The organism is Epilithonimonas sp., from assembly GCF_036780765.1.
Lineage (GTDB): Bacteria > Bacteroidota > Bacteroidia > Flavobacteriales > Weeksellaceae > Epilithonimonas.
On record NZ_DAIQCG010000001.1, the window covers coordinates 410,052 to 434,606 of the forward strand.

The 24,555-nt window shown below is 34.8% G+C and carries 22 protein-coding genes and 1 tRNA gene; 11 read left to right on the forward strand and 12 right to left on the reverse strand.

Going from position 1 to position 24,555, the window contains the following annotated elements; all coding sequences use genetic code 11:
• Position 1: 1 nt before the first annotated feature.
• The 4 genes from V7P73_RS01990 to V7P73_RS02005 form a co-directional block, all read right to left on the reverse strand.
• Positions 2–634 carry a 7-carboxy-7-deazaguanine synthase QueE gene (locus tag V7P73_RS01990; RefSeq protein ID WP_333851027.1) on the reverse strand — a complete coding sequence of 211 codons (633 nt, stop codon included), beginning with the start codon at positions 632–634 and terminating at the stop codon, positions 2–4.
• The gene (locus tag V7P73_RS01995; RefSeq protein ID WP_074235990.1) at positions 627–1,511 is read right to left on the reverse strand and encodes a bifunctional 5,10-methylenetetrahydrofolate dehydrogenase/5,10-methenyltetrahydrofolate cyclohydrolase; all 885 of its coding nucleotides are present in this window, start codon (positions 1,509–1,511) and stop codon (positions 627–629) included. The genes V7P73_RS01990 and V7P73_RS01995 overlap by 8 nt, the downstream gene beginning before the upstream one ends.
• Before the next feature lie 77 nt (positions 1,512–1,588).
• Positions 1,589–3,232 carry a glucose-6-phosphate isomerase gene (pgi, locus tag V7P73_RS02000; protein WP_333851029.1) on the reverse strand — a complete coding sequence of 548 codons (1,644 nt, stop codon included), beginning with the start codon at positions 3,230–3,232 and terminating at the stop codon, positions 1,589–1,591.
• 257 nt (positions 3,233–3,489) lie between these two features.
• Positions 3,490–4,503 (reverse strand): TerC family protein, encoded by a 1,014-nt coding sequence (locus V7P73_RS02005; RefSeq protein ID WP_333851031.1) that lies wholly within the window; start codon positions 4,501–4,503, stop codon positions 3,490–3,492.
• Between the two features lie 373 nt (positions 4,504–4,876).
• Here V7P73_RS02005 and V7P73_RS02010 point away from each other — a divergent pair, with 373 nt between their 5' ends.
• From V7P73_RS02010 to V7P73_RS02020, 3 genes are all read left to right on the forward strand, one after another.
• Entirely contained in the window at positions 4,877–6,217 is a 1,341-nt protein-coding gene (locus tag V7P73_RS02010; RefSeq protein ID WP_333851033.1) for a cytochrome ubiquinol oxidase subunit I, read from the forward strand.
• A complete protein-coding gene (locus tag V7P73_RS02015; RefSeq protein ID WP_333851034.1) occupies positions 6,217–7,233 on the forward strand; it encodes a cytochrome d ubiquinol oxidase subunit II in 1,017 nt (338 codons plus the stop codon). Before V7P73_RS02010 ends, V7P73_RS02015 begins: the two co-directional genes overlap by 1 nt.
• Positions 7,234–7,313: 80 nt before the next feature.
• Positions 7,314–7,736 (forward strand): DUF6646 family protein, encoded by a 423-nt coding sequence (locus tag V7P73_RS02020; RefSeq protein WP_333851036.1) that lies wholly within the window; start codon positions 7,314–7,316, stop codon positions 7,734–7,736.
• A 348-nt stretch (positions 7,737–8,084) separates the two neighbouring features.
• On the opposite strand, the gene V7P73_RS02025 is transcribed toward V7P73_RS02020, so the two are convergent.
• Complete coding sequence (locus V7P73_RS02025; protein WP_333851038.1) at positions 8,085–8,987, reverse strand: pirin family protein; 903 nt, start codon at positions 8,985–8,987, stop codon at positions 8,085–8,087.
• 273 nt (positions 8,988–9,260) lie between these two features.
• Here V7P73_RS02025 and rseP point away from each other — a divergent pair, with 273 nt between their 5' ends.
• Both rseP and V7P73_RS02035 read left to right on the forward strand, forming a co-directional pair.
• On the forward strand, positions 9,261–10,769 hold the full coding sequence (rseP, locus tag V7P73_RS02030) for an RIP metalloprotease RseP (protein ID WP_333851039.1): 1,509 nt from the start codon (positions 9,261–9,263) through the stop codon (positions 10,767–10,769).
• Between the two features lie 76 nt (positions 10,770–10,845).
• A tRNA-Asn gene (locus V7P73_RS02035) sits at positions 10,846–10,919 on the forward strand.
• 203 nt (positions 10,920–11,122) lie between these two features.
• Here V7P73_RS02035 and V7P73_RS13955 read toward each other — a convergent pair.
• Both V7P73_RS13955 and V7P73_RS02040 read right to left on the reverse strand, forming a co-directional pair.
• Entirely contained in the window at positions 11,123–11,422 is a 300-nt protein-coding gene (locus V7P73_RS13955; RefSeq protein ID WP_442896953.1) for a Pr6Pr family membrane protein, read from the reverse strand.
• Positions 11,423–11,490: 68 nt separating this feature from the next.
• Positions 11,491–12,693 carry a glycosyltransferase gene (locus V7P73_RS02040; protein WP_333851041.1) on the reverse strand — a complete coding sequence of 401 codons (1,203 nt, stop codon included), beginning with the start codon at positions 12,691–12,693 and terminating at the stop codon, positions 11,491–11,493.
• 335 nt (positions 12,694–13,028) lie between these two features.
• On the opposite strand from V7P73_RS02040, the gene V7P73_RS02045 reads away from it, so the two are divergent.
• Both V7P73_RS02045 and V7P73_RS02050 read left to right on the forward strand, forming a co-directional pair.
• Positions 13,029–14,069 (forward strand): GMP reductase, encoded by a 1,041-nt coding sequence (locus tag V7P73_RS02045; protein ID WP_333851043.1) that lies wholly within the window; start codon positions 13,029–13,031, stop codon positions 14,067–14,069.
• Positions 14,070–14,091: 22 nt separating this feature from the next.
• A complete protein-coding gene (locus V7P73_RS02050; RefSeq protein ID WP_333851045.1) occupies positions 14,092–14,766 on the forward strand; it encodes a DUF6843 domain-containing protein in 675 nt (224 codons plus the stop codon).
• A gap of 31 nt (positions 14,767–14,797) precedes the next feature.
• Here V7P73_RS02050 and V7P73_RS02055 read toward each other — a convergent pair whose 3' ends face one another.
• The 5 genes from V7P73_RS02055 to V7P73_RS02075 form a co-directional block, all read right to left on the reverse strand.
• Complete coding sequence (locus V7P73_RS02055) at positions 14,798–15,370, reverse strand: 5'-methylthioadenosine/S-adenosylhomocysteine nucleosidase family protein (RefSeq protein ID WP_333851046.1); 573 nt, start codon at positions 15,368–15,370, stop codon at positions 14,798–14,800.
• Between the two features lie 66 nt (positions 15,371–15,436).
• Entirely contained in the window at positions 15,437–16,180 is a 744-nt protein-coding gene (gene fabG, locus V7P73_RS02060) for a 3-oxoacyl-[acyl-carrier-protein] reductase (RefSeq protein WP_333851048.1), read from the reverse strand.
• 46 nt (positions 16,181–16,226) lie between these two features.
• The gene (gene rsmI, locus V7P73_RS02065) at positions 16,227–16,898 is read right to left on the reverse strand and encodes a 16S rRNA (cytidine(1402)-2'-O)-methyltransferase (protein ID WP_333851050.1); all 672 of its coding nucleotides are present in this window, start codon (positions 16,896–16,898) and stop codon (positions 16,227–16,229) included.
• Positions 16,899–17,477 (reverse strand): hypothetical protein, encoded by a 579-nt coding sequence (locus V7P73_RS02070; protein WP_333851052.1) that lies wholly within the window; start codon positions 17,475–17,477, stop codon positions 16,899–16,901.
• 7 nt (positions 17,478–17,484) lie between these two features.
• Entirely contained in the window at positions 17,485–18,636 is a 1,152-nt protein-coding gene (locus tag V7P73_RS02075) for a hypothetical protein (protein WP_333851054.1), read from the reverse strand.
• Between the two features lie 165 nt (positions 18,637–18,801).
• Here V7P73_RS02075 and V7P73_RS02080 point away from each other — a divergent pair, with 165 nt between their 5' ends.
• Genes V7P73_RS02080 through ybeY form a run of 4 tightly spaced genes read left to right on the forward strand, consistent with a single transcriptional unit; the run spans position 18,802 to position 24,441 of the window.
• Positions 18,802–19,398: a thymidine kinase gene (locus V7P73_RS02080; protein ID WP_312420150.1), complete on the forward strand. Its 597-nt coding sequence runs from the start codon at positions 18,802–18,804 to the stop codon at positions 19,396–19,398.
• A 17-nt stretch (positions 19,399–19,415) separates the two neighbouring features.
• Complete coding sequence (locus V7P73_RS02085; RefSeq protein WP_333851055.1) at positions 19,416–21,860, forward strand: bifunctional UDP-N-acetylmuramoyl-tripeptide:D-alanyl-D-alanine ligase/alanine racemase; 2,445 nt, start codon at positions 19,416–19,418, stop codon at positions 21,858–21,860.
• A 3-nt stretch (positions 21,861–21,863) separates the two neighbouring features.
• A complete protein-coding gene (locus tag V7P73_RS02090; protein WP_333851057.1) occupies positions 21,864–24,020 on the forward strand; it encodes a patatin-like phospholipase family protein in 2,157 nt (718 codons plus the stop codon).
• Positions 24,021–24,024: 4 nt separating this feature from the next.
• The gene (gene ybeY, locus V7P73_RS02095) at positions 24,025–24,441 is read left to right on the forward strand and encodes an rRNA maturation RNase YbeY (RefSeq protein ID WP_333851059.1); all 417 of its coding nucleotides are present in this window, start codon (positions 24,025–24,027) and stop codon (positions 24,439–24,441) included.
• Positions 24,442–24,555 lie beyond the last annotated feature (114 nt).

Below are 24,555 nucleotides of genomic sequence, written 5' to 3' on the forward strand. Positions count from 1 at the left end.
TTTAAGGAATATTCAGATACTTATGCGTTTGGATAGAAGATCTCCATTTTGGATTTTCTAGTATGAAATCTGTGATTTTTGGATACATAACATCACGTTTGCTCCATTCACTTTGCAGATAAAGCTCACAGTTATCATTCACTTTTTCACCTTGTTCCTGAGCGAATTTAAAATCATTTTGATTGAAAATAATCATCTTCAACTCACTTGCTTCTTTATAAATATCAGCTAAAGGAAGTCCTGTTTTCTTAGGCGATAATGTTATCCAATCCAGATGCCCACTCATTGGATAAGCGCCGGAAGTTTCAATGTGAATAGTACAGCCCAACTCTTTTAGCTTCGAAGTTAAGATTTCAAGATTCCACATCAGAGGTTCTCCTCCTGTCAGAACAATCGTCTTACAATATTTGGCTGCCGTTTCTGCAATTTCTTCCGTATTCATCAACGGATGAAGTTTTGGATCCCAACTCTCTTTCACATCACACCAATGGCAACCCACATCGCATCCGCCCAAACGAATGAAATAGGCTGCTTTCCCAGCATGAAATCCTTCTCCCTGAATAGTGTAAAAATGCTCCATCACCGGGAGCATTTTACCTTCTTTTAATAAAATATCTTCTTCTTCCTTAGTCATTATAAACTGACGTTTTATAGGCAATGATGGTATTTTTCATCAGCATTGCGCGCGTCATTGGTCCCACTCCTCCTGGAACTGGCGTAATCCAACTTGCTTTTTCTGCGCAACTGTCAAAATCCACATCACCTGCGAGATGATACCCTTTTTCAGAGTTATCATCTACTCTAGTAATCCCAACATCTACGATAACCGCACCTTCTTTGATCATTTCTTTCTTCAAGAAATTTGGATCGCCCAAAGCAGTTATTACAATGTCGGCTTGTTTTGTATATTCTTCTATATGTTCTGTGTAAGAGTGTGTTAACGTCACAGTAGAGTTTCCTGGGAAATCTTTTCTTCCCATCAAGATACTCATTGGTTTCCCAACAATTCTACTTCTTCCAATAATCACACAATTCTTACCTTTGGTTTCGATGTTATACCGTTCCAATAATGTCAATATTCCAAATGGCGTTGCTGGCAAGAAAGTATCCATTTCCAAAGCCATTTTCCCGAAATTCTCCGGATGGAAACCATCTACATCTTTTCTTGGGTCAATCGCCATAATAATCTTTTCCTGATCTATCTGTTTTGGCAAAGGCAACTGAACGATGAACCCGTCTACAGCTTTTGATTTGTTCAACTCATCAATCTTTTCCAATAATTCCGACTCTGAAACTGTACTTGGAAATTTAATCAATGAAGAACTGAATCCAACTTCCTCACAATCTTTCACTTTGCTGTTCACATAAGCTTTGCTCGCACCATTGTTACCAACCAAAATCGCAACCAAATGTGGTGCTCTTCTGTTGTTGGCAAGGATTTTTTCTACCTCTTGCTTAATTTCAGCCTTTACTTCTTTTGAGACCTTCAGTCCATCTAGAATTTGTGCCATTTTTCTTTCTTTTTACTTTTTAGATTTATTTGAAAAAAATGAAATGTTCCTTTCCCAACATTTCATTTTTATTTTTTTTATCGGTTTGATTTATAGAAATTGATTAATCCGTTGGTAGAGCTGTCGTGTGTTTCAACTTGACCTTCGGCATCTAATTCTGGAAGGATTTTCCCTGCCAAAACTTTTCCTAATTCTACACCAAACTGGTCAAAACTGAAAACATTCCAAATCACACCTTGAACGAAAATTTTGTGTTCATACAAAGCAATTAATTGTCCTAATGTGAATGGATTCAATTCCTTGAACAAGAAAGAGTTCGTTGGTGTATTGCCTGCGAAAACTTTGTAAGGCAATAGAAATTCTGTTTCTTCCTCAGATTTGCCGGATGATTTTAATTCAGCAAAAACCTCATCTTCTGTTTTACCAAAAGCTAAAGCTTCGGTCTGCGCAAAATAGTTTGCTAAAAGGATATCCTGATGTTCGCACACTTCATTCGGAGATTTTGCATAGGCGATGAAATCTGCAGGAATCAATTCTGTTCCTTGGTGTATCAATTGATAAAATGCGTGTTGCCCATTGGTTCCAGGTTCTCCCCAGATGATTGGTCCGGTTTCATAAGTTACAAACTCACCGTTTCTGTCTACTGATTTCCCGTTACTTTCCATATCACCTTGCTGAAGATATGCTGAAAAACGGTCAAGATATTGAGAATAAGGCAAAATCGCATAAGTTCCAGCTGCGTAAAAATTACGGTACCAAATTCCTAAAACGCCCATCAAAACAGGAACATTCTCTTTTAAATCCTTTGTTTGAAAATGAATATCTGTTTCGTTTGCACCTTTCAATAATTGTTCAAAATTCTCATAACCAACAGACAAAACGATGCTCAGTCCAATCGCACTCCACAACGAGTAACGACCACCAACCCAATCCCAGAATTCGAAGATATTTTCTTCCGCAATTCCGAATTTTTTAACAGCTTCGATGTTTGTTGATAATGCAACGAAGTGTTTGGCAACATCTTCGTTTTTAGCACCAGATTTCAGGAACCATTCTTTTGCAGAATTCGCATTGGTCATTGTTTCCTGAGTCGTAAATGTTTTTGAAGCCACAATGAACAAAGTTGTTTCTGGATCAAGATCTTTCACAACTTCAGCCATATGGTTTCCGTCTACGTTGGAAACGAAATGAACATTCAGTTTAGTTTTGAAATGTTTCAAAGCGGAACAAACCATCACTGGTCCAAGGTCAGAACCTCCGATTCCTACATTCACAACATCTGTGATTTCTTTACCTGTAAAACCTTTGTGAGAACCAGAAATGACGGATTCTGAAAAAGCTTTCATATGCTCCAAAACTTTCTTGATTGCCGGTTTGATATTCTCACCATCAACCAAAATTTCTTTATCAGAAAAATCTCTCAAAGCTGTGTGTAGAACTGCTCTACCCTCGGTTTCGTTGATTTTGTCACCAGAAAACATTTTCCCAATCGCTTCTTTCAACTGAGTTTCTTCAGCCAATTGAAGTAATAAATCCAAGGTTTTAGCATCAACCAAATTCTTAGAATAATCAAAAAGATAATTGTCTGTTTCTAATGAAAATTCCTGAAAACGATTCGGGTTATACTGGAACAAAGTTCTCAACTCAAAATCGTTATTAGCAAATTGTTGATCTAAAGCTTTCCAAGCAGTTGTCTGGATAGGATTTATTTTTGGTAACATTCTTTAAGGTTTTAAATTTAAAATCAAGCTTACAAGAAATTCTTATAAGACCAGCAAATTTACGAAAAATTAGCCACTTGATTTTAAATTGTTTTTAACATAATATGACAATTATTCTTCAATAAAAGGATGATGAAAATTTCTAAATTTTGACTTATTGATTTTGACAAATAATTAGGTCAAAAAACAAACGAGAGTGATATACTAATACCACTCTCGTTGTTTATATAGAAGCTAATCCTAGCTTTTTGAATTTTTTATTTTGCTTCTTCTTTTTCTGGAAACATTACTGAAATCAACACTGATAAAATCAAAACTCCAGCAACAATTCCTAATGAAACCGGAGACGGAATATGATACCAAGGAGAAATCAACATTTTTACTCCAATGAAACTTAGAATTACTGCTAGTCCATAAGGTAATTTGCTGAACATATGGATGAAATTGGATAATAAGAAATATAAAGATCTTAACCCTAAAATCGCAAAAATGTTAGACGTATAAAGAATAAATGGATCTTTTGAAATTGCAAAGATTGCCGGAATAGAATCTACTGCAAATAATACATCCGTGAACTCAATGACTGCAACTACAACTAATAAAGGCGTTGCCATTTTTATTCCGTTTTTTACAGTGAAAAACTTGTCGCCATCGTAATTATCAGAAACTTTCCAGAAACTTTTAATCAATCTTGCGCCTGCAGATTGGCTATAATCTTCTTCCGCATCACTGTGCCCTCCACCCCAGGATTTGATTCCTGCATAAATTAGGAATATTCCGAAAAGCGTCATAACAACATTGATTCTAACAGGATGTCCAAAAACATCCATTTCAGGCAAATAAGTTAAATCAATCAATTCAACGCCTGCGAAAATAAAAATCGCTCTGGAGATTAATGCTCCTATAATTCCCCAAAATAACACTTTATGATGCAAATGTCTGGGAACTTTGAAAAATCCAAATACAAGAATGAATACAAAAAGATTATCAACCGACAAAGCTTTTTCTATCCAATAAGCGGCTTGAAACTGGGTAAATTTTTCTATTGCTAAAGCGTGTCCACCTGCATCTTGATTGAAAACCCAATACACAACACCTGAAAAAACCATTGATAACGAAATCCAGATAACGCTCCAGATGGTCGCTTCTTTGGAAGACACCTCGTGTGCTTTTTTGTTGAAAACTCCAAGATCCAGTAAAAGCATAATAATGACTACTACAGCAAATCCTGCTACAAGACTAGGGTGCAAATCTATAACACTCTTCTCCATATCTTTTATTTTTTTTTAGAACTTAAATACATTTATATCTGTGTCATCTTTAGCAATATTTCTGAGACAGCAATAAACGGGATCAAATCTACGATTTTTAGTAATGCAATTCTTTATCTTATTCTTGATATTAGACGGTCTCTGATCGAACGAGCATCGAACAAAGGATATACAACGGATATAGAACGGTTATACAACTATAGAAGAAAGGATATACAAGGGATATACAACTGCTAATATTATGTAAATGCAAAATTTTTTATCACCAAACTTAACTTCCAAACGATAATCTTAAAATTATGACAATTGTCTTGACAAATCGTAAATGAAACTCTGGAATTAAGCCTAACTTTACAAAAGCAAAATATAGATTATGGATGATTTTCTAGCCGCCAGATCTCAAATGGCAATGTCCTTAGGCTTCCACATCATTTTTTCTTGTGTAGGGATGGTAATGCCTTTTCTAATGGCTTTTTCACATTACAAATATTTAACAACCAAAGACGAAGTCTACAAAGGACTGACCAAAGCGTGGAGCAAAGGTGTGGCAATCCTTTTCGCAACTGGCGCTGTTTCCGGAACGATGTTGTCTTTTGAACTTGGATTGTTGTGGCCTAAATTTATGGAACACGCGGGTCCGATATTCGGAATGCCGTTTTCCTTGGAAGGAACAGCCTTTTTCATAGAAGCGATTGCCATTGGATTTTTTCTTTATGGTTGGGAAAAATTCAACAAATGGTTTCATTGGTTTTGCGGAGTCGTAGTCGGCGTCAGCGGTTTAGCTTCAGGTATTTTGGTTGTTGCTGCGAATGCATGGATGAACAGTCCGGCAGGTTTCGATTATATTAATGGAGAATATCTGAATATTGATCCTATAAAAGCAATGTTCAACGAGGCTTGGTTTCCACAGGCATTTCATATGACGGTAGCTGCGTTTGCTGCAACCGGATTTGCAGTAGCTGGGATTCACGCATTGATGATTTTGAAAAAACGAAATGTTAATTTCCATACAAAAGCATTCAGAATTTCGGCAGGATTTGCGATTATTGGCGCTTTGCTCGCTCCTATCAGTGGTGATGTCGCAGCAAAATCTGTTGCTGTAAGACAACCTATAAAACTGGCCGCAATGGAAGCCCATTTCGAAACTGAAAAAGGTGCGAGTTTTGTAATTGGCGGGATTCCGGATGAGGAAAATGAACAAATCAAATACGCTATAAAAGTTCCGAAAGTATTAAGTTTTCTCGCTTGGGGCGATTTTGATGCCGAAGTGAAAGGTCTGAAAGATTTCCCAAAAGACCATTGGCCACCGGTAGCAGTCGTTCATTATGCTTTTCAAATTATGATATTTTTTGGAAGTGTGATGATGTTAATTGGTTTCATTTACCTCATCGCCACTTTTTGGAAAAAAGAATGGTTGACCAAAAGCTGGTATTTGAAAATGTTCGTTGCAGCAATTCCATTCGGTTATATCGCATTAGAAGCGGGTTGGACAGTGACAGAAGTTGGCAGACAACCTTGGATTATTTACGGAATTATGAAAACGATTGATGCAGTGACACCGATGCCGGGAATCCAATATTCATTCTACTTTTTTACATTGATTTTCATTTCGTTATCATTGATTATCATTTTCTTGTTATTAAGACAACTCAAGATGGTTCCGAAATTATACGACCCGACTGATCCTAATTATAATCCTAAAAACAAGAAATAATGATTTACGTAGTTATTGCATTTCTCTGGGTTTCAATTTGTTTGTATGTGATTACTGGTGGCGCAGATTTCGGTGCTGGGATTATCGAATTGTTTTCCAAAAAATCTTATCGTGACAAAACAAAAAAGATAATGTCCAAATCTATCGCACCAATCTGGGAAGCGAATCATATGTGGCTGATTATCGCTGTGGTAATTTTATTTGTTGGATTTCCAACCATTTATACAACCGTTTCCACTTATCTTCACATTCCTTTGGTTCTGATGCTGATTGGGATTATCGCAAGAGGAACGGCTTTTACATTCAGAAATTATGATGCGGTTGAGGATAATTGGCAAAAATTATACGCCCAGATTTTCTTTTATTCAAGTTTGTTTACCCCTTTCTTTTTAGGAATCATTGCAGCAGCTACCATTTCTGGCTCAATAGATACTGAAGCAAAAGATTTTCTGAGCCTTTACATTTTCAGTTGGTTGAATCCTTTTGGAGTTTGTGTAGGTTTTTTCACTATTTCGCTTTGTGCTTATCTGGCTTCATTATTCTCTCTTCACGAAGCAAGATTCAGTGATGCTTTGCCAATTATGAAAAAAAAGGCAAGAGAAACAGCTATTTATGTAGTCGTAACAGGCGTTTTAGTTTTTGTAAGCGCTCATTATTCTGACATCCCATTATTAAAATGGATTTTCTCCAAAGCTTTAGGAATTATCGCCATCACATTAGCAACCATCAGTTTGCTGTTTACCAATGAGGCTATCAAAAAAGGTCAGTTTTTACTGGTTAGAGTTTATGGAGGATTTCAAATCATTATGATTTTGGTGGCTGCCACTTATCAACACAATCCGAACATCATTCTTTTTGCCAACGGCAGTCATCTTTCTTTATTTGATGAAAGTGCAGCGCCAAAAACTATCGAAGCGTTGGGTTGGGCTCTTCTTTTGGGAAGTATTTTCATTCTGCCATTTTTGTTTTATCTGTTGATGTCTTTCGGGAATCAGAGCAGTAAAGATTCGGAATAATAAAATAAACCAACGGTCGTTTTTTAAATAGTGGTTTTATTTTTGATATGGAAAACCATTTTAAATTCAATCGATAAATTATGAAGAAATTGCTATTGACAATCGGTTTACTTTCTGGCGTTTTGTCTTATGCACAAGCATGGAAAGGTGCTGGCGACCAAAAAGCACAAGCCGGAATCAATGTTTGGGGATTTGGAACCGGACCTACTGCAAGTTATGATTATGGACTTTCTAACCTCATCTCGGTTGGTGGAGGTGCGAATGTTTATTTTAATGAGGATGAAGACAATCCATTTATTTTTGGACGTATCGGATTCCATTTGCAAGAAGCTTTGGCTCTGCCATCAGAAATTGATGTTTATCCAGGCGTGAACGTTGGTGTGGCTGGCAGAAACTTCGGTTTGGGCGTTTATCTTGGTGCAAGATATTTTTTCACAGAAAACTGGGGCGCATTTATAGAAGCTGGAAACAATGGAAGTTTCGGAGTTTCTTATTCTTTTTAAACTCAATCACAACGCAATAAAAAAAAGCATTCCAGAAATTACGGAATGCTTTTTTGTTTTTATTAATTTGAAAATTTTTACTTCTCAATTTTCTGATTTTTACTATCATTCAGCATTACCATTGGTTTCACTAAAGCTGATTGCTTTCTTGTAACTTTCTAATGCCAAATCGTATGGCTTATTGATAAAAGCAGAGTAATGATTAAATGTAGTTTTTTCATTTTATAATTGTTTCTTTAGCTATTAATGTAACAACTAAAGAAAATCTTTTATTACATCGGAAATATAATTTTTAATTTAATCAAGAAAAAAGAAAGCATTCCGAAATGTCGAGATGCTTTTTGTTATCTATTCTTTTAATTTAATATTCTTATTCTGTGGTGGAAGCGGAACGTAGCCATCGTCATTAATTACTTTTGGAAACTCGTGGTTTTGCCACCTGGTTTTGGCGTCTTCAATCATTTCTAGCGAACTAGCTACAAAGTTCCAATAGATGTATCTCGGTTCCGGAAAAGGTTCACCCCCGAAAATATAAACCGTGGAATTTGGTTTCAAAACAAAATGACAAAGTTTGGAATCTTTCGCAATCAGGATATGTTTCGGGTTGTAAAGATTGCCTTCACTTTCTATGTTTCCTTCTAAGATGTAAAGAGAAGATTCTCCAAAAAGATAATCCCCGAGAACAATTTCTCTGTCTTCCTGAAGTGTATTTTTAACTTCCAAGAAATACAGCGGCGAATAGGTAGGAACCGGAGATTTTCGCCCAAGGATTTCGCCAGCGATTAATTTATAATTGATTCCGCTATCTATCCAACTTGGGATATCTTCTTTGTTGATATGGAAAAATTCTGGTTCCATTGTTTCCAATTCTTTTGGAAGCGCCACCCAAATCTGTAATCCGTGGAGGTTTTTATCTGTTGTTCTGAGATATTCCGGTGTTCTTTCAGAATGTGCAACGCCTTTTCCTGCGGTCATCCAGTTCACTGCGCCTTCTTTGATTTCGATTTCTGTTCCGATGGAATCTCTGTGCACAATGCTTCCTTCAAACAAAAATGTCAAAGTAGAAAGTCCAATATGCGGATGCGGCGGAACATCCATATTTTCATAATCTTTGAGCGCAGCCGGTCCCATATGATCGATAAATACAAATGGCCCAACGCTTCTCTTTTGAGAAAACGGCAACAACCTACCAACCAAAAAGTTACCAATATCGGCAGCACGTTCTTCGATTATCATCTCGATGTTTGACATTATTTCATTTTTAAATTTGATTTAAAATTAAGGATTTCTATCTAATATTTACACTTTTGATTTTCCGCTGAATCGCCCGCAGCCCGACCTGAGCGGTTATCCTTTTTGCGAGAGGCTATGCCGAGCAAAAAGATAATAGCGGAGGGCGGAAATAGCTGCCCAAATTATCATCACCACCAAGTGCTATTTTGGCAGAGAAAAGGCTGATTTTTACATTGGTATAGTTTCTGACTAAATGATTACCTTTGACAACTATAATTTTAAAACATATTAATGGAATTAGCATTAAAGATATTTCAGTTTATCCTGAGCATTTCTATCCTTGTAACATTACACGAAATCGGGCATTTCTTGCCAGCGAAATGGTTTAAAACCAAAGTAGACAAATTCTTTTTATTCTTCGATCCTTATTTTTCCATCTTCGCCATGAAGAAAATCAATGGAAAATGGCAATATAAATTCTTTTCGAAAAACCAGCCTACTGAAGTGGAGTTGGAAATCAACGGGAAAAAGGTAACTCAACCGATTGACACTTCCGCACTTCCGGAAGACGACTGGAGAAGACACGAAGGTGTGAAATACGGCATCGGCTGGTTGCCAATGGGCGGCTATGTGAAAATTGCGGGAATGGTGGACGAAAGTATGGACACCGAGCAACTGAAGAAACCGGCGCAGCCGTGGGAGTTCCGTGCAAAACCAGCTTGGCAGCGACTAATCATTATGCTGGGAGGTGTGACGGTTAATTTCTTTCTGGCGTGGTTTATTTATTCTTGTCTTTCTTTTTTTACTGGCGAAACGTTTCATGATAATTCCAAATTCGAAAATGGAATTGCGGTTTCTGATGCTGGACAGAAAATGGGACTAAAAACAGGTGATAAAATCCTAAAAATAGATGGTAAACCAGCTGAAAGAATGGAAACATCCAGTATCAATATGCTTTTCGCAAACAACGTAACGGTTTTGAGGGATGGAAAGGAACTAACCTTCCCCATCAATGAAGATGGTGTTGCCGAAGTTCTTCATGCGAATGAAGCGAAGCTTTATTTTATGAATCGTTTTCCTGCGGTGGTTGATATTTTGACTCCTAATATGCCGGCAATCCAAGCTGGTTTGAAAAAAGGAGACAAAATTGTTGGCATCAACGGACAGAAAACGGAATTCTACGATCAAGTTACCGATGCTTTAAAAACAAATAAAGGCGGAGAAATCAGTTTAGATATTATCCGAAATGATCAACCGCTTACAATCAAAGCTAAAAGCACTCCTGAAGGAAAATTAGGATTTGGTCCAAACTTCCAATTAGCTCAAAGTTATCTGAACAAAAGTGAGACAACGAAGAGCTATACTTTCTTACAAGCAATCCCAAGAGGTTTTACAAGAACAATTGATGTTTTGACAATGCAGATTAAGCAGTTCAAAATTATTTTCAATACCAAAACTCAGGGTTATAAAAAGGTTGGAGGCCCTATCGCCATCGTAAACAATATGCACGTTGAAAAAAGCAAAGATGGAAGCCTTTCAATCGATTGGGAGTTTTTCTGGGGCTTTACAGCAATGTTCTCTGTTTGGTTGGCTTTCCTTAATTTGATTCCAATTCCGGGATTAGATGGAGGTCACGTCTTGTTTACATTGTGGGAAATCATCACAAGAAAACCAGTTCCACAGAAAATTTTGGAAAATGCGCAAATGGTAGGTGTAATTTTCTTATTAGGCCTTATGGCGTTAATATTTGGAAATGATATAGTTAAGGTCGTAGCGCAATTTTTTAGTCAAAAAAATTAAAAAAACTTCTCTAAAAAGTTTTGGAAGTATAAAAAAAGTTTCTATATTTGCACACGCTTAAAGCAAATGGAAACATTCCTCTTTAGCTCAGTTGGTTAGAGCATCTGACTGTTAATCAGAGGGTCGCTGGTTCGAGCCCAGCAAGAGGAGCAAAACCACTAGATTAGTCTAGTGGTTTTTTGTTTTTATGAGCTTTTGTATTCTTTAAAATTCTAATATTTATTCACTCTCTTTAGATTTCGGTTTTTTGATCCAAACAAAAAGGACGCAGAATAAAACAAACACAACGATTAAAGACCAATACTTGATTCAATCCTAATTTTATACATCAACAACTGGATAAGGATAAAAGCCTAAATAATAGCCTCGAATAAGAATATAAAACAAATAGACATTTTCGGAATTTGATTATAATTAAGCTTATTATCCTCGTACAAAAACCAATAAATAATCGCTAATCCCGGATTGATGGAATCTAAGAGCTCACCAACTATTATTTGAAGTCCAGTTGGGCTCCAAGTATTTCTCAAAAGAATCTGATAAACTAAGCCTACAATTATGATATAAATAGCTAAAATCGAATTAGTCAAAATCATGAAATAGCTGAAAAACCGAATTGTAGATTCTAGCTTAGAAACAACTGGTTTCCACATCAGATAAAACCGACATCCAACCTAAAATCGCAAGAAATAATGCTAATCTTTGTTTGATAATCGATTCGTTATTTTTTATTTTTCTCCTCAATCCACCGACTCATATATTTTGTCGAGTTCAATTGATGATGCAGCAGGATTTTTCCAAGATAATTTTCTGTCCGATGCTTTTCAAGATTAATCTCAATTTTAGAAATGATTTTCCAAAACTGATTGACATACAATTCTTTATCAAAAATTTGATTCAGAATCTCAAAAGCATTTTCATTGGCTTGATTCCAAACAGATTCGTTTTCATATAATTCAATTGCTTTTTCTGCAAATTCTTCATCAGAATCTTCGATAAAACCATTCCAAGGCAAATCTTTGTGCATTGCTTCTGCTCCCATTGATGAAGTGACGTTAGGCAAACCCAACTGCATACTTTCCCAAAGTTTTCCTTTCAAACCAGCGCCAAAAGGAATTGGAGCCAGCAAAATTTTGTATTGATTAAAAAGAGATTCAACATTGTCAGCTCTTCCTTTCACCAAAAAACCTTCTTTCTCATTATGCAATTGGAAAACTTTTTCTCCAGCATAAGCTCCATAAATATGAAGTTCAGCATCAGGAAGTTGTTTTCTAATATTTTTCCAAATCGATTTCAACTTCAAAACCGTTTGCCAATTCGGTTCGTGAAGGAAATTTCCGATGCTAACAAAATGTCGTCTTTCTTTGAAAGCAGTTTTATTCTTCTCAATCTTTTCAGTCAAAAACGGAATATAAAACAGAATATCAGGATTGATTTTAAACTTCTCTGTCAGTAGTTGATATTCAAATTCAGAAATAATCAAAGACAAATCACAGCGCAAAATCGACGCAATTTCTCTCTTGAAAATATCATTTATAAAATCTTCATTATTAACTTCCTTTTTCTCAACAAAAGCTTTCCGCCTCGCTTCTCTCAGAAAATGTAAATCTTCTGTATCAATAATTTTGATTGCTGTGGGACAATTCTCAGAAACGCGCCAACCAAATTGTTCTTCAGTCACATAACGGTCAAAAAGCACAATATCAGGATTGAGTTCTTTTATTTTTTCATCAAAACTTTCGCTGTTGATTTCGATTTTCTGGATTTCGATTTTTTCTGAAAATTCGATGTTGTTGGAAGCCGTCAAAAACGTGATTTTATAATCTGCTTCTGAGAAAAGTTGGATAAGTTGCATCATTCTGTGACCCGCTGCAGTAGAAGCCGGCTCCGGAATAACGAGACCAATAATGACAAGATGTTTCACAATAACAAAAATAGAGATTCTTTATTGATTATTTTATTAAACTGATGACACTCCGACTCCGCTCAGTGTGACAATTCTAATACTATTCACATTGTTTACGCAATGTCAGTCTGAGCGGAGTCGAAGACTTTAAGAATGATTGAAAAGTCGAATTGCACGCAGCCCGACTTGAGCGGACTCTTCGAGAACCTCAGAGTGACAATTGGAAGCCCTTCGACTTCGCTCAGGGTAAACTTCAGCCGGATTGGGCTGCCCTAAAAATAATTGGATATTTTTCTTGAAAAAGCAATTCCAAATCTTATTCTTTTCAAAAAAATAAATGCTAATTTTGATATATGCGAATAGAAAACGAAATCAAGTTAGGGTTCAAAGATGTGATGTTTCGTCCGAAGCGTTCTACACTCAAATCCCGCAGCGAAGTGACAATAGAGAGAGAATTCACTTTTCTTCATACTCAAAAAAAATGGAGCGGCGTTCCTCTGATTGCTGCCAATATGGACACAGTCGGAACTTTCGAAATGGCGGAAGCTTTATCCAAAGACAAAATCATCACTGCTGTTCACAAGCATTATTCCGTACAGGAATGGTCAGATTTTCTGAAAGATAAAGACGATGACTTTTACCAATACATTGCCTTGAGTACAGGAACCGGAAAAGCCGATGAAGAAAAAATCAAAACAATCTTGGATGCCAATCCAAAAATTCAGTTTTTGTGTATCGATGTTGCCAATGGTTATTCTGAACATTTTGTAGAGTTTGTGAAAAAAGCACGTCAAAACTTCCCTGATAAAATCATTATGGCTGGCAATGTCGTAACTGGCGAAATGGTAGAAGAATTGATTTTGGCTGGCGCTGATATCATCAAAGTTGGAATTGGTCCTGGTTCGGTTTGTACGACGCGTGTAAAAACGGGCGTTGGTTATCCTCAGCTTTCCGCAATTATAGAATGTGCTGATGCAGCTCACGGTTTAGGCGGCCAAATCATCGGCGACGGTGGTTGTAAAGTTCCTGGCGACGTGGCAAAAGCTTTTGGCGGCGGTTCAGACTTCGTAATGCTCGGCGGAATGTTTGCTGGACACGACGAAAGTGGTGGCGAACTCATCACAGAAAATGGAAAAACTTTCCGGCTATTCTACGGAATGAGTTCTCAAACTGCGATGGATAAACATTCCGGAGGTGTTGCAGAATATCGTGCTTCTGAAGGAAAAACTGTTAAAGTGCCTTACAAAGGTTCAGTTGCTGATACGGTGAAAGATATTTTGGGCGGTGTTCGTTCGACGTGTACTTATGTTGGCGCATCTAAATTGAAAGAATTGTCTAAAAGAACAACTTTTATCCGCGTTCAAGAGCAGGAAAATCAAGTTTTTAATGGGTAATTTCTTTAGAATTATTTAAATTTTGATTTTCACAAAATTCAATATTGGTTTAAGTTTAATTATCATAAGCTATATTGCTTGTGTAATAAGCTTTTACCTAGTTGTTTATCTTGGATTTATATTTATCCTTGGCTGTCTTTTTATTTTAATTTCTGAGGCTAAAAATAAATTTAAAATAATAAGTATTGTAGCTCCAATAGTTTTATATCTTCCGTGTACTATTTTATTTTTAAAGGCTTACAATTACACAAGTCCAAAAATATTTCTTATTCCTAAAAATTATATTGGGAAATTAAGAATTGTTTATGAAGAAAAATGTGGACAAAAGATAAGAAAAGAAGATGGAAAAGAAATTTTTGAGTTTTCTAAAAATGGAATTTTAATTCTTTCAGAAAAATTTAACGGAAGAATTAATCATCAATATTATTATGTTGACGAAAAAGGCATTAAAATCGAAATTCCTCAAGCAAATATCAATAAAGAAAATTTTAGATTTCCTAATGTTTCAATTCTAGGTTCTGGAACAATGAGTAATAAAGAAGTTAAAATTGGTGTATCATCAGATAAGGATGTTGATGCAATAAAATATTCTGACTTCTATGTCAATAATAAAAAAACGGAAGGCTTGGATTATAAAATGGAACAAAAGTTTGACTCATTAACCTTTACTGTCGTTGATAATTGCAGAAATAAATAACAAAAACCAGCCAAATTCGGCTGGTTTTTTATCAAAGATTATCTAGTTCTCTTCTTAGCGCAGTTGAAGCTTTTCTAACCTCTTTTGTCCAGTCATCGGCCGCATTTCCGTCTGCACCGTCAGAAATATATTTCAGACAGAGAAAATCTATTTTCTCATATTCTGCAACTTTCGCTAGTGCAAAAGCTTCCATATCGATGACATTGTATTCCGGATTGATATGTTCCATTTCGAATTGGTCGCCAGAACCGCAGATTCCATTCGGGAGATTTTTAATATTCACTCCATATTCCAGAAGAAATGGTTCTCCGGAAAGTGGTGTTTCAAACTTCTGGAAACCCAACGCTCTGACATCCATATCTCTCTGAATAAATCGACTGCAATTCACAACACTTCCTCTGTCAAAAGTTGTACTTCCAGCCGTTCCAAGATTGATAATCAAATCCGGATTCACTTTCTGAATAGCTTTTGTAAGATTGTAAGTCGCTTTAACTTTTCCAATTCCTACAAAGACTTTATTATAATTTTCGAACTCGTTTTCTGCTTCAGATTCCAAAGCAAAAACCAATAAAATATTGTTGTAATTCTTTCCGTTGATTGTCATAATTTTTATAAAAAAGCTTTCTGTGTAGAAAACAAAAAGCTTTATAAATATTTGATATTGTTATAATTAAGTCAACATTCCTCCGTCAACATTCAGCACCTGACCTGTTACGTAAGAAGATAATTCACTTGCAAAGAAAACGCACGCATTAGCAACGTCTGCAGGTTGTCCACCTCTTTTCATTGGGATTCCATCTCTCCAGCCTTGAACTGTTTTTTCGTCCAAAGCAGCCGTCATTTCAGTTTCGATGAAACCAGGTGCGATGGCGTTGCAACGGATGTTTCTGGAACCTAATTCCAAAGCGATAGATTTAGTAAATCCAATTGCTCCGGCTTTAGAAGCGGCATAATTCGCTTGTCCTGCATTTCCTTTCACTCCAACAACCGAAGTCATATTGATGATAGAGCCGGATTTTGCTTTCATCATTGGTTTGATAACCGCTTTCGTCAAGTTGAAAACCGAATCCAAATTAACTTTGATAATCGTATCCCAATCTTCTTTTGACATTCTCAACATCAAATTATCTCTTGTGATTCCCGCATTATTTACCAAAATATCAATGGTTCCGAATTCTACCAAAACATCCTCAACTAATTTTTGAGCAGCGTCATAATCCGAAGCGTCTGATTGATAGCCTTTGATTTCTGTTATTTTGCTTAATTCTGATTCCAATTCTTTAGCTTTTTCAACAGAACCAGCATAAGTGAATGCGATTTTTGCACCTTCTTTGGCAAAAATTTCTGCAATTCCTCTCCCGATTCCACGCGTTGCGCCAGTGATGATAGCAACTTTACCTTGTAGTAATCCCATATATTTTTATAATGTTTTCTAATTTTATTATGGCAAAAATAATACTTTAAGAATTATTCACAATCAGAACAATCTCGCCTTTTAAAGTTTTGCTTTTTGAGAATTCAATTAACTCATTGATTGTCCCTCGTTTAGTCTCTTCGAATTTTTTGGAAATTTCTCTGCTAAGACTCACTTTAGTTTCTTCTCCAAAGAATTCTTTGATTTGCTCAAGTGTTGTATTGATTTTATGTGGGCTTTCGTAAAGAACGATTGTTTTCTTTTCTTCAGCTAATTGTTTGAGTTTGGTTTGTCTTCCTTTTTTCTGAGGAAGAAATCCCGCAAAATAAAAATCGTGATTCGGCAGACCTGAAACTACCAAAGCTGGAACAAAAGCGGTTGCGCCTGGCAAACAAATCATTTCCAAATTTTTGTCTGCACAAGCTTTCGCCAAAAGATAACCTGGGTCAGAAATTCCTGGTGTTCCAGCATCTGTAATAATGGCAATATTCTGACCATTTTCCAAATCCTGAACAACTTTTTCTGTCGCCTGATGTTCGTTATGTAAATGATACGATTTCAGCGGTTTAGATATTTCGTAATGTTTAAGAAGAACGCCAGAAGTTCGGGTATCTTCACACAAAATATAATCCACTTCTTTCAGAACTTTCACAGCTCGGAAAGTCATATCTTCCAGATTTCCAACGGGTGTTGGAACAAAATAAAGAATACCGCTCATTTAATTTAAATATTTGAAACCAAACAATCCTTTGTCAAAAATAACATTTACAGTATCTCCGTGTTTGATTTGATTCAAGGGTTTTAATTGATTTCTAGCTCTATTTTTTTCTATTTTATTTAAAATCTCATCTTCAAGAATTTCAGAAATATATTCTTTATCACTTATTCCACTCAGAGAAATATTGTCCTTATCATAATTAAAAACTTGATAAACAGATATTTTTTTTCTTGTAGATTCTAATTGATTTAAAAATAATGTATTTGTTGTAATAAAATTATTAAGCAAAATATAGCCAAAAACTAGAAAAAAAAGGAAAGTCATTCCTAATTCTGCAATTTTTTCCTTGGTCTTTTCTACTTTGTAAAATCCAAAAATTATCAAAAGAAACCATAAAACAAGATAGATTTTCCAAAAATAATTATCCTCAAAATTTTTTATATCATTATTAAGATATATTTCTTTTATGTATGGTCTTTCAACAAAACTATAAATTGAAAAAACACCAAAGAAAATAACATAAAATACAATGTTATTCAACTTAATCTGTTTTCCAAAAATGCTAATGTCTTTTTTCATCTAGATTTTACAAAAACCTATTTTCTACCAAAGTCCACAATCTCTGCGCATAATTATCAACTTTTTTCCAATCTCTTTCGTAGTAGATATCACTCAAAAATTCCTGAGCTTTTTCCAAAGAATTGAAAGAATTCAGAACAGAAACAACTTGATTAAGTTCACTTTGGCTTCCGTCAAAAAGATGTTGAGAAAACGCAATTCTGTCATTCAAATCCAGCTTGAATTCTGGTTTTGGTCTCGGCGCTTCCATATAATCTGTCGGAACATTATTTTTTAGAAGACTTCCCGAATTTTGAACTGGCGCAGGTTTTTCAATTTCTTCCAAATGGTCATCATCAAACAAAGATTTTGCTACTTTCAAACCTTTGATGTTAGCCAATTTGAATTTTTTATCGTGATGTTCTTCTTGACTTTGAGATTCGTAAACCTCTTGAGATTTGTCTTTAGGTTGTGTATTTTCTTTAGAAAACTCTACAATTTTTCTTCTGTTTTCCTCAAGTTCTTTCAGTTTAGCCTCTTTCTCTGCCAATCTTGCTTCATAATCATCATTCGAAGTTTCTTCTGCAACTGGCTCTTCTTTTGTCATCGCGAAAGAAAACTGGCTGTCCTGCATTGGTTCCAGTTTTTCAGCTGGTTTTTCTAAAAGATTTTCTTCCTCAGTTTCAATTATCTCTTCAGACTGATTTTCATTCTCGATTTCATTTACAACTTCAGTTTCTGAAATTGATTCAACCAATTCTTCATTTGGAGTTTCGAATTCTTCTTCGATTATTTCTTCCGCTTGTTGAATCTCTTCAGTTGTATTCTCTGAAACAATTTCTTCAACTAAATCCTCTTGAGAATCAATCTCAGCAAAAGAATGAACCTCTTCCACTTCCGGAACATTTGCAAAAATATCTAGTGTTTCAGTTTCTTCTACAATAATTTCTGCAACCTTATTTTCATCCTCAAATTCTTCAACTGATAACAAATCTGAATTAGTATTTATTATCTGATTTTCAATTGATTGCAAAGGTTTAATTTCGGTTGACGACAACTCAAAATTTTGAGAAATTTTAAGAAAAGAAAACTTTTGATAAAGTTGATTAATTTCATTTTCTTTCGCCAAAATCTCTTCATAAGTATCAGATTTTGATAATTCTGACAAAAGATTCTTCATCTCTCCGAAAATTTTCTCGTATGATTCCCGCCAATTTTGCATAATATATCTTATTAATTTTTACTTAAATTTGATGAATATAAATTTAAGAACAATTTTGTTCCCAAAAAGGTTTCGTCAAGTTTTTCTTTTATAATTTTAAAACAATTTTTTGCTAAATTAATAATGTTTTTAGAAAATACAATTAATCATTCCAAACAAAGCGGTTGGATGGAAGTTATCTGCGGTTCTATGTTCTCCGGAAAGACTGAGGAACTCATCAGAAGACTCCGTCGTGCGGAAATGGCTGGCCAGAATGTGGAGATTTTCAAACCAAGAATCGATACACGCTATTCTGAGGAAGATGTAGTTTCCCATAACCAGACCAAAATCCGAAGTACAGCTGTAGAAAGCCCTTCCGAGATTCTTTTGTTGGGTTCTAATTGTGATGTGGTGGCGATAGATGAAGCGCAGTTTTTTGATGAAAGCATTGTTGATGTTGCCAATCAATTAGCAAATAACGGAATTCGGGTTGTGATTGCAGGTTTGGATATGGATTTTCTTGGTCGTCCGTTTGGTCCAATGCCAAACCTAATGGCAACTGCAGAATACGTGACCAAAGTTCACGCAATTTGTAGAAGAACAGGAAATCTTGCCAACTATTCTATGCGAACTTCGGCAGGAAAGGAATTAGTTGAACTTGGAGAAACAGAAGCTTACGATGCTGTGAGCAGAAGAATTTTTGTGGAGGAAGTTCTTAATAAAGATAAAGAAAATAATTAGTATAGTTTTAGTATTCAATGAATTACACAGCTAAAGAAATTGCACAAATTACCAATTCTGAAATCATAGGAAGCAGCGAAATCAAAATCAGAAACATTGCTTTTGACAGCCGCACTATTTATTCTACAAAAAATACTGCATTTCTTGCTATCAATACCAAAAAGAATTCTGGACAGAAATATATCGACACTGTTATAGAAAAAGGAATTGACACCATTATCACAGAACATAAAATTGATAATCCCACTGTCAATCAAATCATTACAGAAAATTCTGTTGAGTTTTTACAAACGCTTGCAAAATATCATTTTGAACATTCTGACATCAATTCGATTGGGATTACAGGAAGTAATGGAAAAACGATTCTGAAAGAATGGCTTTATCAATGTCTTTCGAATGAATTTGTTACAGTTAAAAGCCCGAAAAGTTTTAATTCTCAAATCGGTTTACCTCTTTCATTATTACAAATCGATAAAAAGCACGAATTAGGAATCTTCGAAGTTGGAATTTCCAAGCCAGACGAAATGGATAAACAGGAAAATGTTTTCCACCCAAAGATTGGATTATTGACGCATATTGGAACAGCTCATTCAGCAAATTTCAGTTCTGAAGAAGAATTAATTAAAGAGAAATTAAAGCTATTCAAACATTCGGAAATTATATTTTTTAATTCTGATAACGAATTGACAAACAAATTAATCAATCAATCATATTCAAGTAAAAAATTAATATCTTATGGAGTAAAGAATAACAATAATATCAAGATAATTTCTGATGTTAATGACCGAAATCAGGATATTAAAATCAAATATTTTGAGGAAGAATTCTCGCTTCCAATCAATCAAAGAGACGAAGCAACCTTAACCAATGTTTTGGCTTTAATTGGAATTTTAAAAGAATTAAAACTTTCTAACTTTCAAATCAAAGAAAAAATTGATGCTCTAAAAGCGATAGAAATGCGTCTGGAAAGTATTGAAGGAATTAGAAATAATCTGATTATCAATGATTCTTATAATCTGGATTTGGATTCTTTGAAAATTGCTTTTCAATTTATTGGCGAATATAACAAACCGAAAAAATCTTTGATTCTAACGGAAATTTTGGATTCACACGAGAATTCGGAAGAATTATATTCTGAGGTTTCTGAATTGGTTAACGAACAAAAATTCGATAAAGTTTTCTTGATTGGCGAGGAAATTAGTTCGTTTTATAAACTATTTAATTCTGAAACTTTTACTTTTAATAATACGAATCAATTTATTGAAAGTAAGGTGATTAACGATTTAGAAAATCAGGTTATTCTTCTGAAAGGTGCACGAAAATTCGAGATTGAAAAAATCAAAGAAATTCTTGAACTCAGAAAACACGATACAGTTTTAGAAATCAATCTTAATGCTATTCTTCATAATATTAATTTCCACAAATCATTATTAAAACCAGAAACCAAAATGATGGCAATGGTAAAAGCAAATGCTTATGGATTAGGAAGTTATGAGATTTCAGAATTTCTTCAACATCACCATATTGATTATCTTGGAGTTGCATTTGCTGATGAAGGTGTTGAATTGAGAAAAAAGGGAATTACAACACCAATTATTGTAATGAACCCTGAACAACACAGTTATGACAGTGTTATCGAATATAATCTGGAGCCTGAGATTTATAGTCTGCGGGTTTTAGAATTATTTAATGAACAATTGATAAAATCAGGAAATCAGCAGAAGTATCCGATTCATATCAAGCTGGAAACAGGAATGCATCGTCTTGGTTTTAAGGATTTCGAATTAGATGAATTAACTGAAAAATTAAACACAATGAATGTAAAAGTTCAGAGTATTTTCAGTCATTTATCATCTTCTGATATGCCGGAAGAAAAAGAATTCACTTTGAATCAATTAAAAACTTTTGAGAAAAATTCAAGTTATTTGATTTACAAATTGGGGTATCAACCAATAAGACACATTCTTAATTCTTCTGGAATTACCAATTTTACTGATCATCAATACGATATGGTAAGAATTGGTATTGGAATGATTGGAGAAACTTCGAATCCTGAAATTAGAAAACAACTTCAGCATTCGGTTAGTTTTAAAACTGTAATTTCTCAAATTTCGGAAGTCAAAACGGGAGAATCTGTTGGTTATAGCAGAAGATTCAGAGCTGAACACGATACAAAAATTGCAACAATCCCAGTTGGTTATGCAGACGGAATTCCGCGCTTGATTGGAAACAAAGTCGGAAATATAGGCGTTAATAATAAACTCTGCCCAATTGTCGGAAGCATTTGCATGGATATGATGATGATTGATGTGGATAATGTTGTTGCAAAGGAAGGCGATTCTGTAACCATTTTTAATTCAAATCCTACGCTTGAAGAATTTTCAAAATATTGTAGTACAATTACTTACGAAGTATTAACTTCGATCTCTCCAAGAGTCAAAAGAATCTATATAAAAAATTAGCAAATGATTAAGAAGCTCTTTTATCTGGTTACTTTTCTAACTTATCTGATGAGTTATTCTCAGGTAAAAGAAAATCTTGTTATTCCCAAAAATCCAAAAATAGGGTTATCACTTTCTGGAGGTGGTGCCAAAGGATTTACGCACGTTGGTGTTCTGAAAGTTTTAGATTCTCTGGGCGTTAAAATCGATTATATTTCAGGAACTAGTATGGGAGCGATTGTTGGTGGACTTTACGCTTCGGGTTATACAGGAAAAGATATTGAGAAAATTGTAATGGATACTGATTTCTATTCATTAATTACCGATCCCAAAAGCCGACGAGAAGCTAGTTTCTTCAATAAAAGTGTTGATAAATATCTGTTTACAGTTCCTCTAAAAAATGGAAAAATTACCCTTCCTTCTTCAATTAGTACCGGTCAAAGAAATGTTTACCTGCTAAAAGAATTGCTAAGAAATGTTTCTAATATTGATGATTTTTCTAAGCTTCCTATTCCTTTTATGTGTATTGGAACTAATATAGAAAGTGGTCAAATGAAAATTTTTGAGAAAGGAGATTTAGTTTCATCTATTATGGCGAGTTCAGCTTTCCCTTCTCTTTTGGATCCTGTAAAAGTTGGTGACAGCATTTATGTTGATGGCGCAATGACCGTTAATTTTCCTTCAAAACCATTAAAAGATAAAGGCATTGATATAGTCATTGGTGTTGATCTCAATCAGCCTTTGGCAAAACGAGAGAATTTGACTAACATCATTTCGATTTTAAATCAAATCATTGATATCAATATCAAAAAAGAAACGCTTAACCAGTATAAGTACACAGATATCAACATCAAACCAGACCTTACCGGAATGACCGCTACAAGTTATGATGATAAAAGAAAAATTCTTGACAGCGGTTATGTGGAAGCTCAAAAATATGTTGATATTCTAGACAAACTACCGAAACGAAATTTTGAGAGAATAAGAGTTTCTATCAATCCTATTTACTCCAGCGTTTACAAAATTGACAGTCTTGTTGTAGAAAATGGAAGGATTTATAAGTCCAACTATATTCGTGGAAAAATGGGGCTTAAATTACCTTCTATGCAGACTTACGGAAGTGTGAATAAGATGATTGATAAATTGTATGCAACCAACAATTATAAGTTCATTAATTACGATATTGTTCAGGAAAATAACAGCAGTTATTTAAAATTATATGTAACGGAAGATGAATCTCGCCATTTCTTTAAATTTGGACTTCATTATGACGAAGTTTTCAAGACCGGATTATTACTTAACTATTCTGCAAAAAGATTATTATTTAGAAATTCTAACTTGTCATTAGATGTCGTAATTGGAGATAATCCAAGATATTATTTCAATTACTTTATTGATAATGGTTACATACCGGGATTTGGACTATATTCCTCAGGAATGACTTTCGACCTCAAGAATTTTAATAATAATACTACCGAAACTTGGGATTGGTTTAGGAATGAGGTATTTATTCAGTCCGTTTGGAAAGATAAATTTGCAATAGGAGGAGGTTTGAGCCACGACTATTTTGAAAGTGAAAGAAATGGAACAGATAAAAATATTGAGAAATATCTCAATCCATACGTCTTTTTGAAAAGTGATACCCAAAATGACAGAGATTTTCCTACAAAAGGTTTCTATTTTAACGCGGAAGGAAAAATCATAGATCTTTTTAACTCAGAATTAGAGAAAAAACCTATTAATATAAAAGCGGACATTAAAATGAACTTTTACATTTCAAAAATGTTCACATATCGATTAAATGTGTACGGAGGAATAACCATTGGTGACAATCTTCCTTCTTTTTATCAATATCGAGTTGGAGGAATTTTCGAACAACCAATAGCCAATTATAAACAATTTGGAGGTTACCAATTCGCGTCTTTGAACGACAACAACATTTTCATGGCTTCCAATGATTTGCAATTGAGAATCAATAAAAACTATTTTTTAATAGGAAATTTCAGTTTTGCAAATATGTTCAGCTCTATCAAATTTGATGAAGCCGTCAAACTCAATTACAGTTCAATTGGTCTAACGGCAGGCTACAAATCTCCATTTGGGCAAATCAAACTCAACGTTAGTAAATCACTTAACAAACATAAAGGCATTTTCAGTGTCATTCTAGGACATTGGTTTTAACAAAATGATAAACTATTTTTTCGAAAATATCGATTCTCAAGACATCCATCCAAACACATCAGAATGGTTGGAAAACCTCATTATTTCAGAAAACAAAAAACCTGGCGAAATCAATTATATCTTTTGCGATGACGATTATATTCTCAAAGTCAATCAAGATTATCTTGACCACGACTATTACACAGACATCATCACATTTGACTATGTGAAGGGAAAAACCATTTCGGGAGATATTTTCGTATCTTTGCCGCGCATTTTGGACAACGCTTCTACCCTATCCCAAAACTTTGAATCAGAATTGAATCGCGTTTTGGCTCACGGGATTCTTCATCTTTGTGGATACAAGGATAAAACAGAAGAAGAACAAATCCAAATGCGAGCAAAAGAAGATTTTTATATCAATCAATTTAAAAATTTTTAGGAACTTAATCCCGCTTTCCGTTGCAATCTTTTTCTTTTCCTTATATCAAAGAAAAGAAAAAGGATTTACACTACAATCGGGGCTAATTTCCATAGTATTTTAAAAGTAAACTTT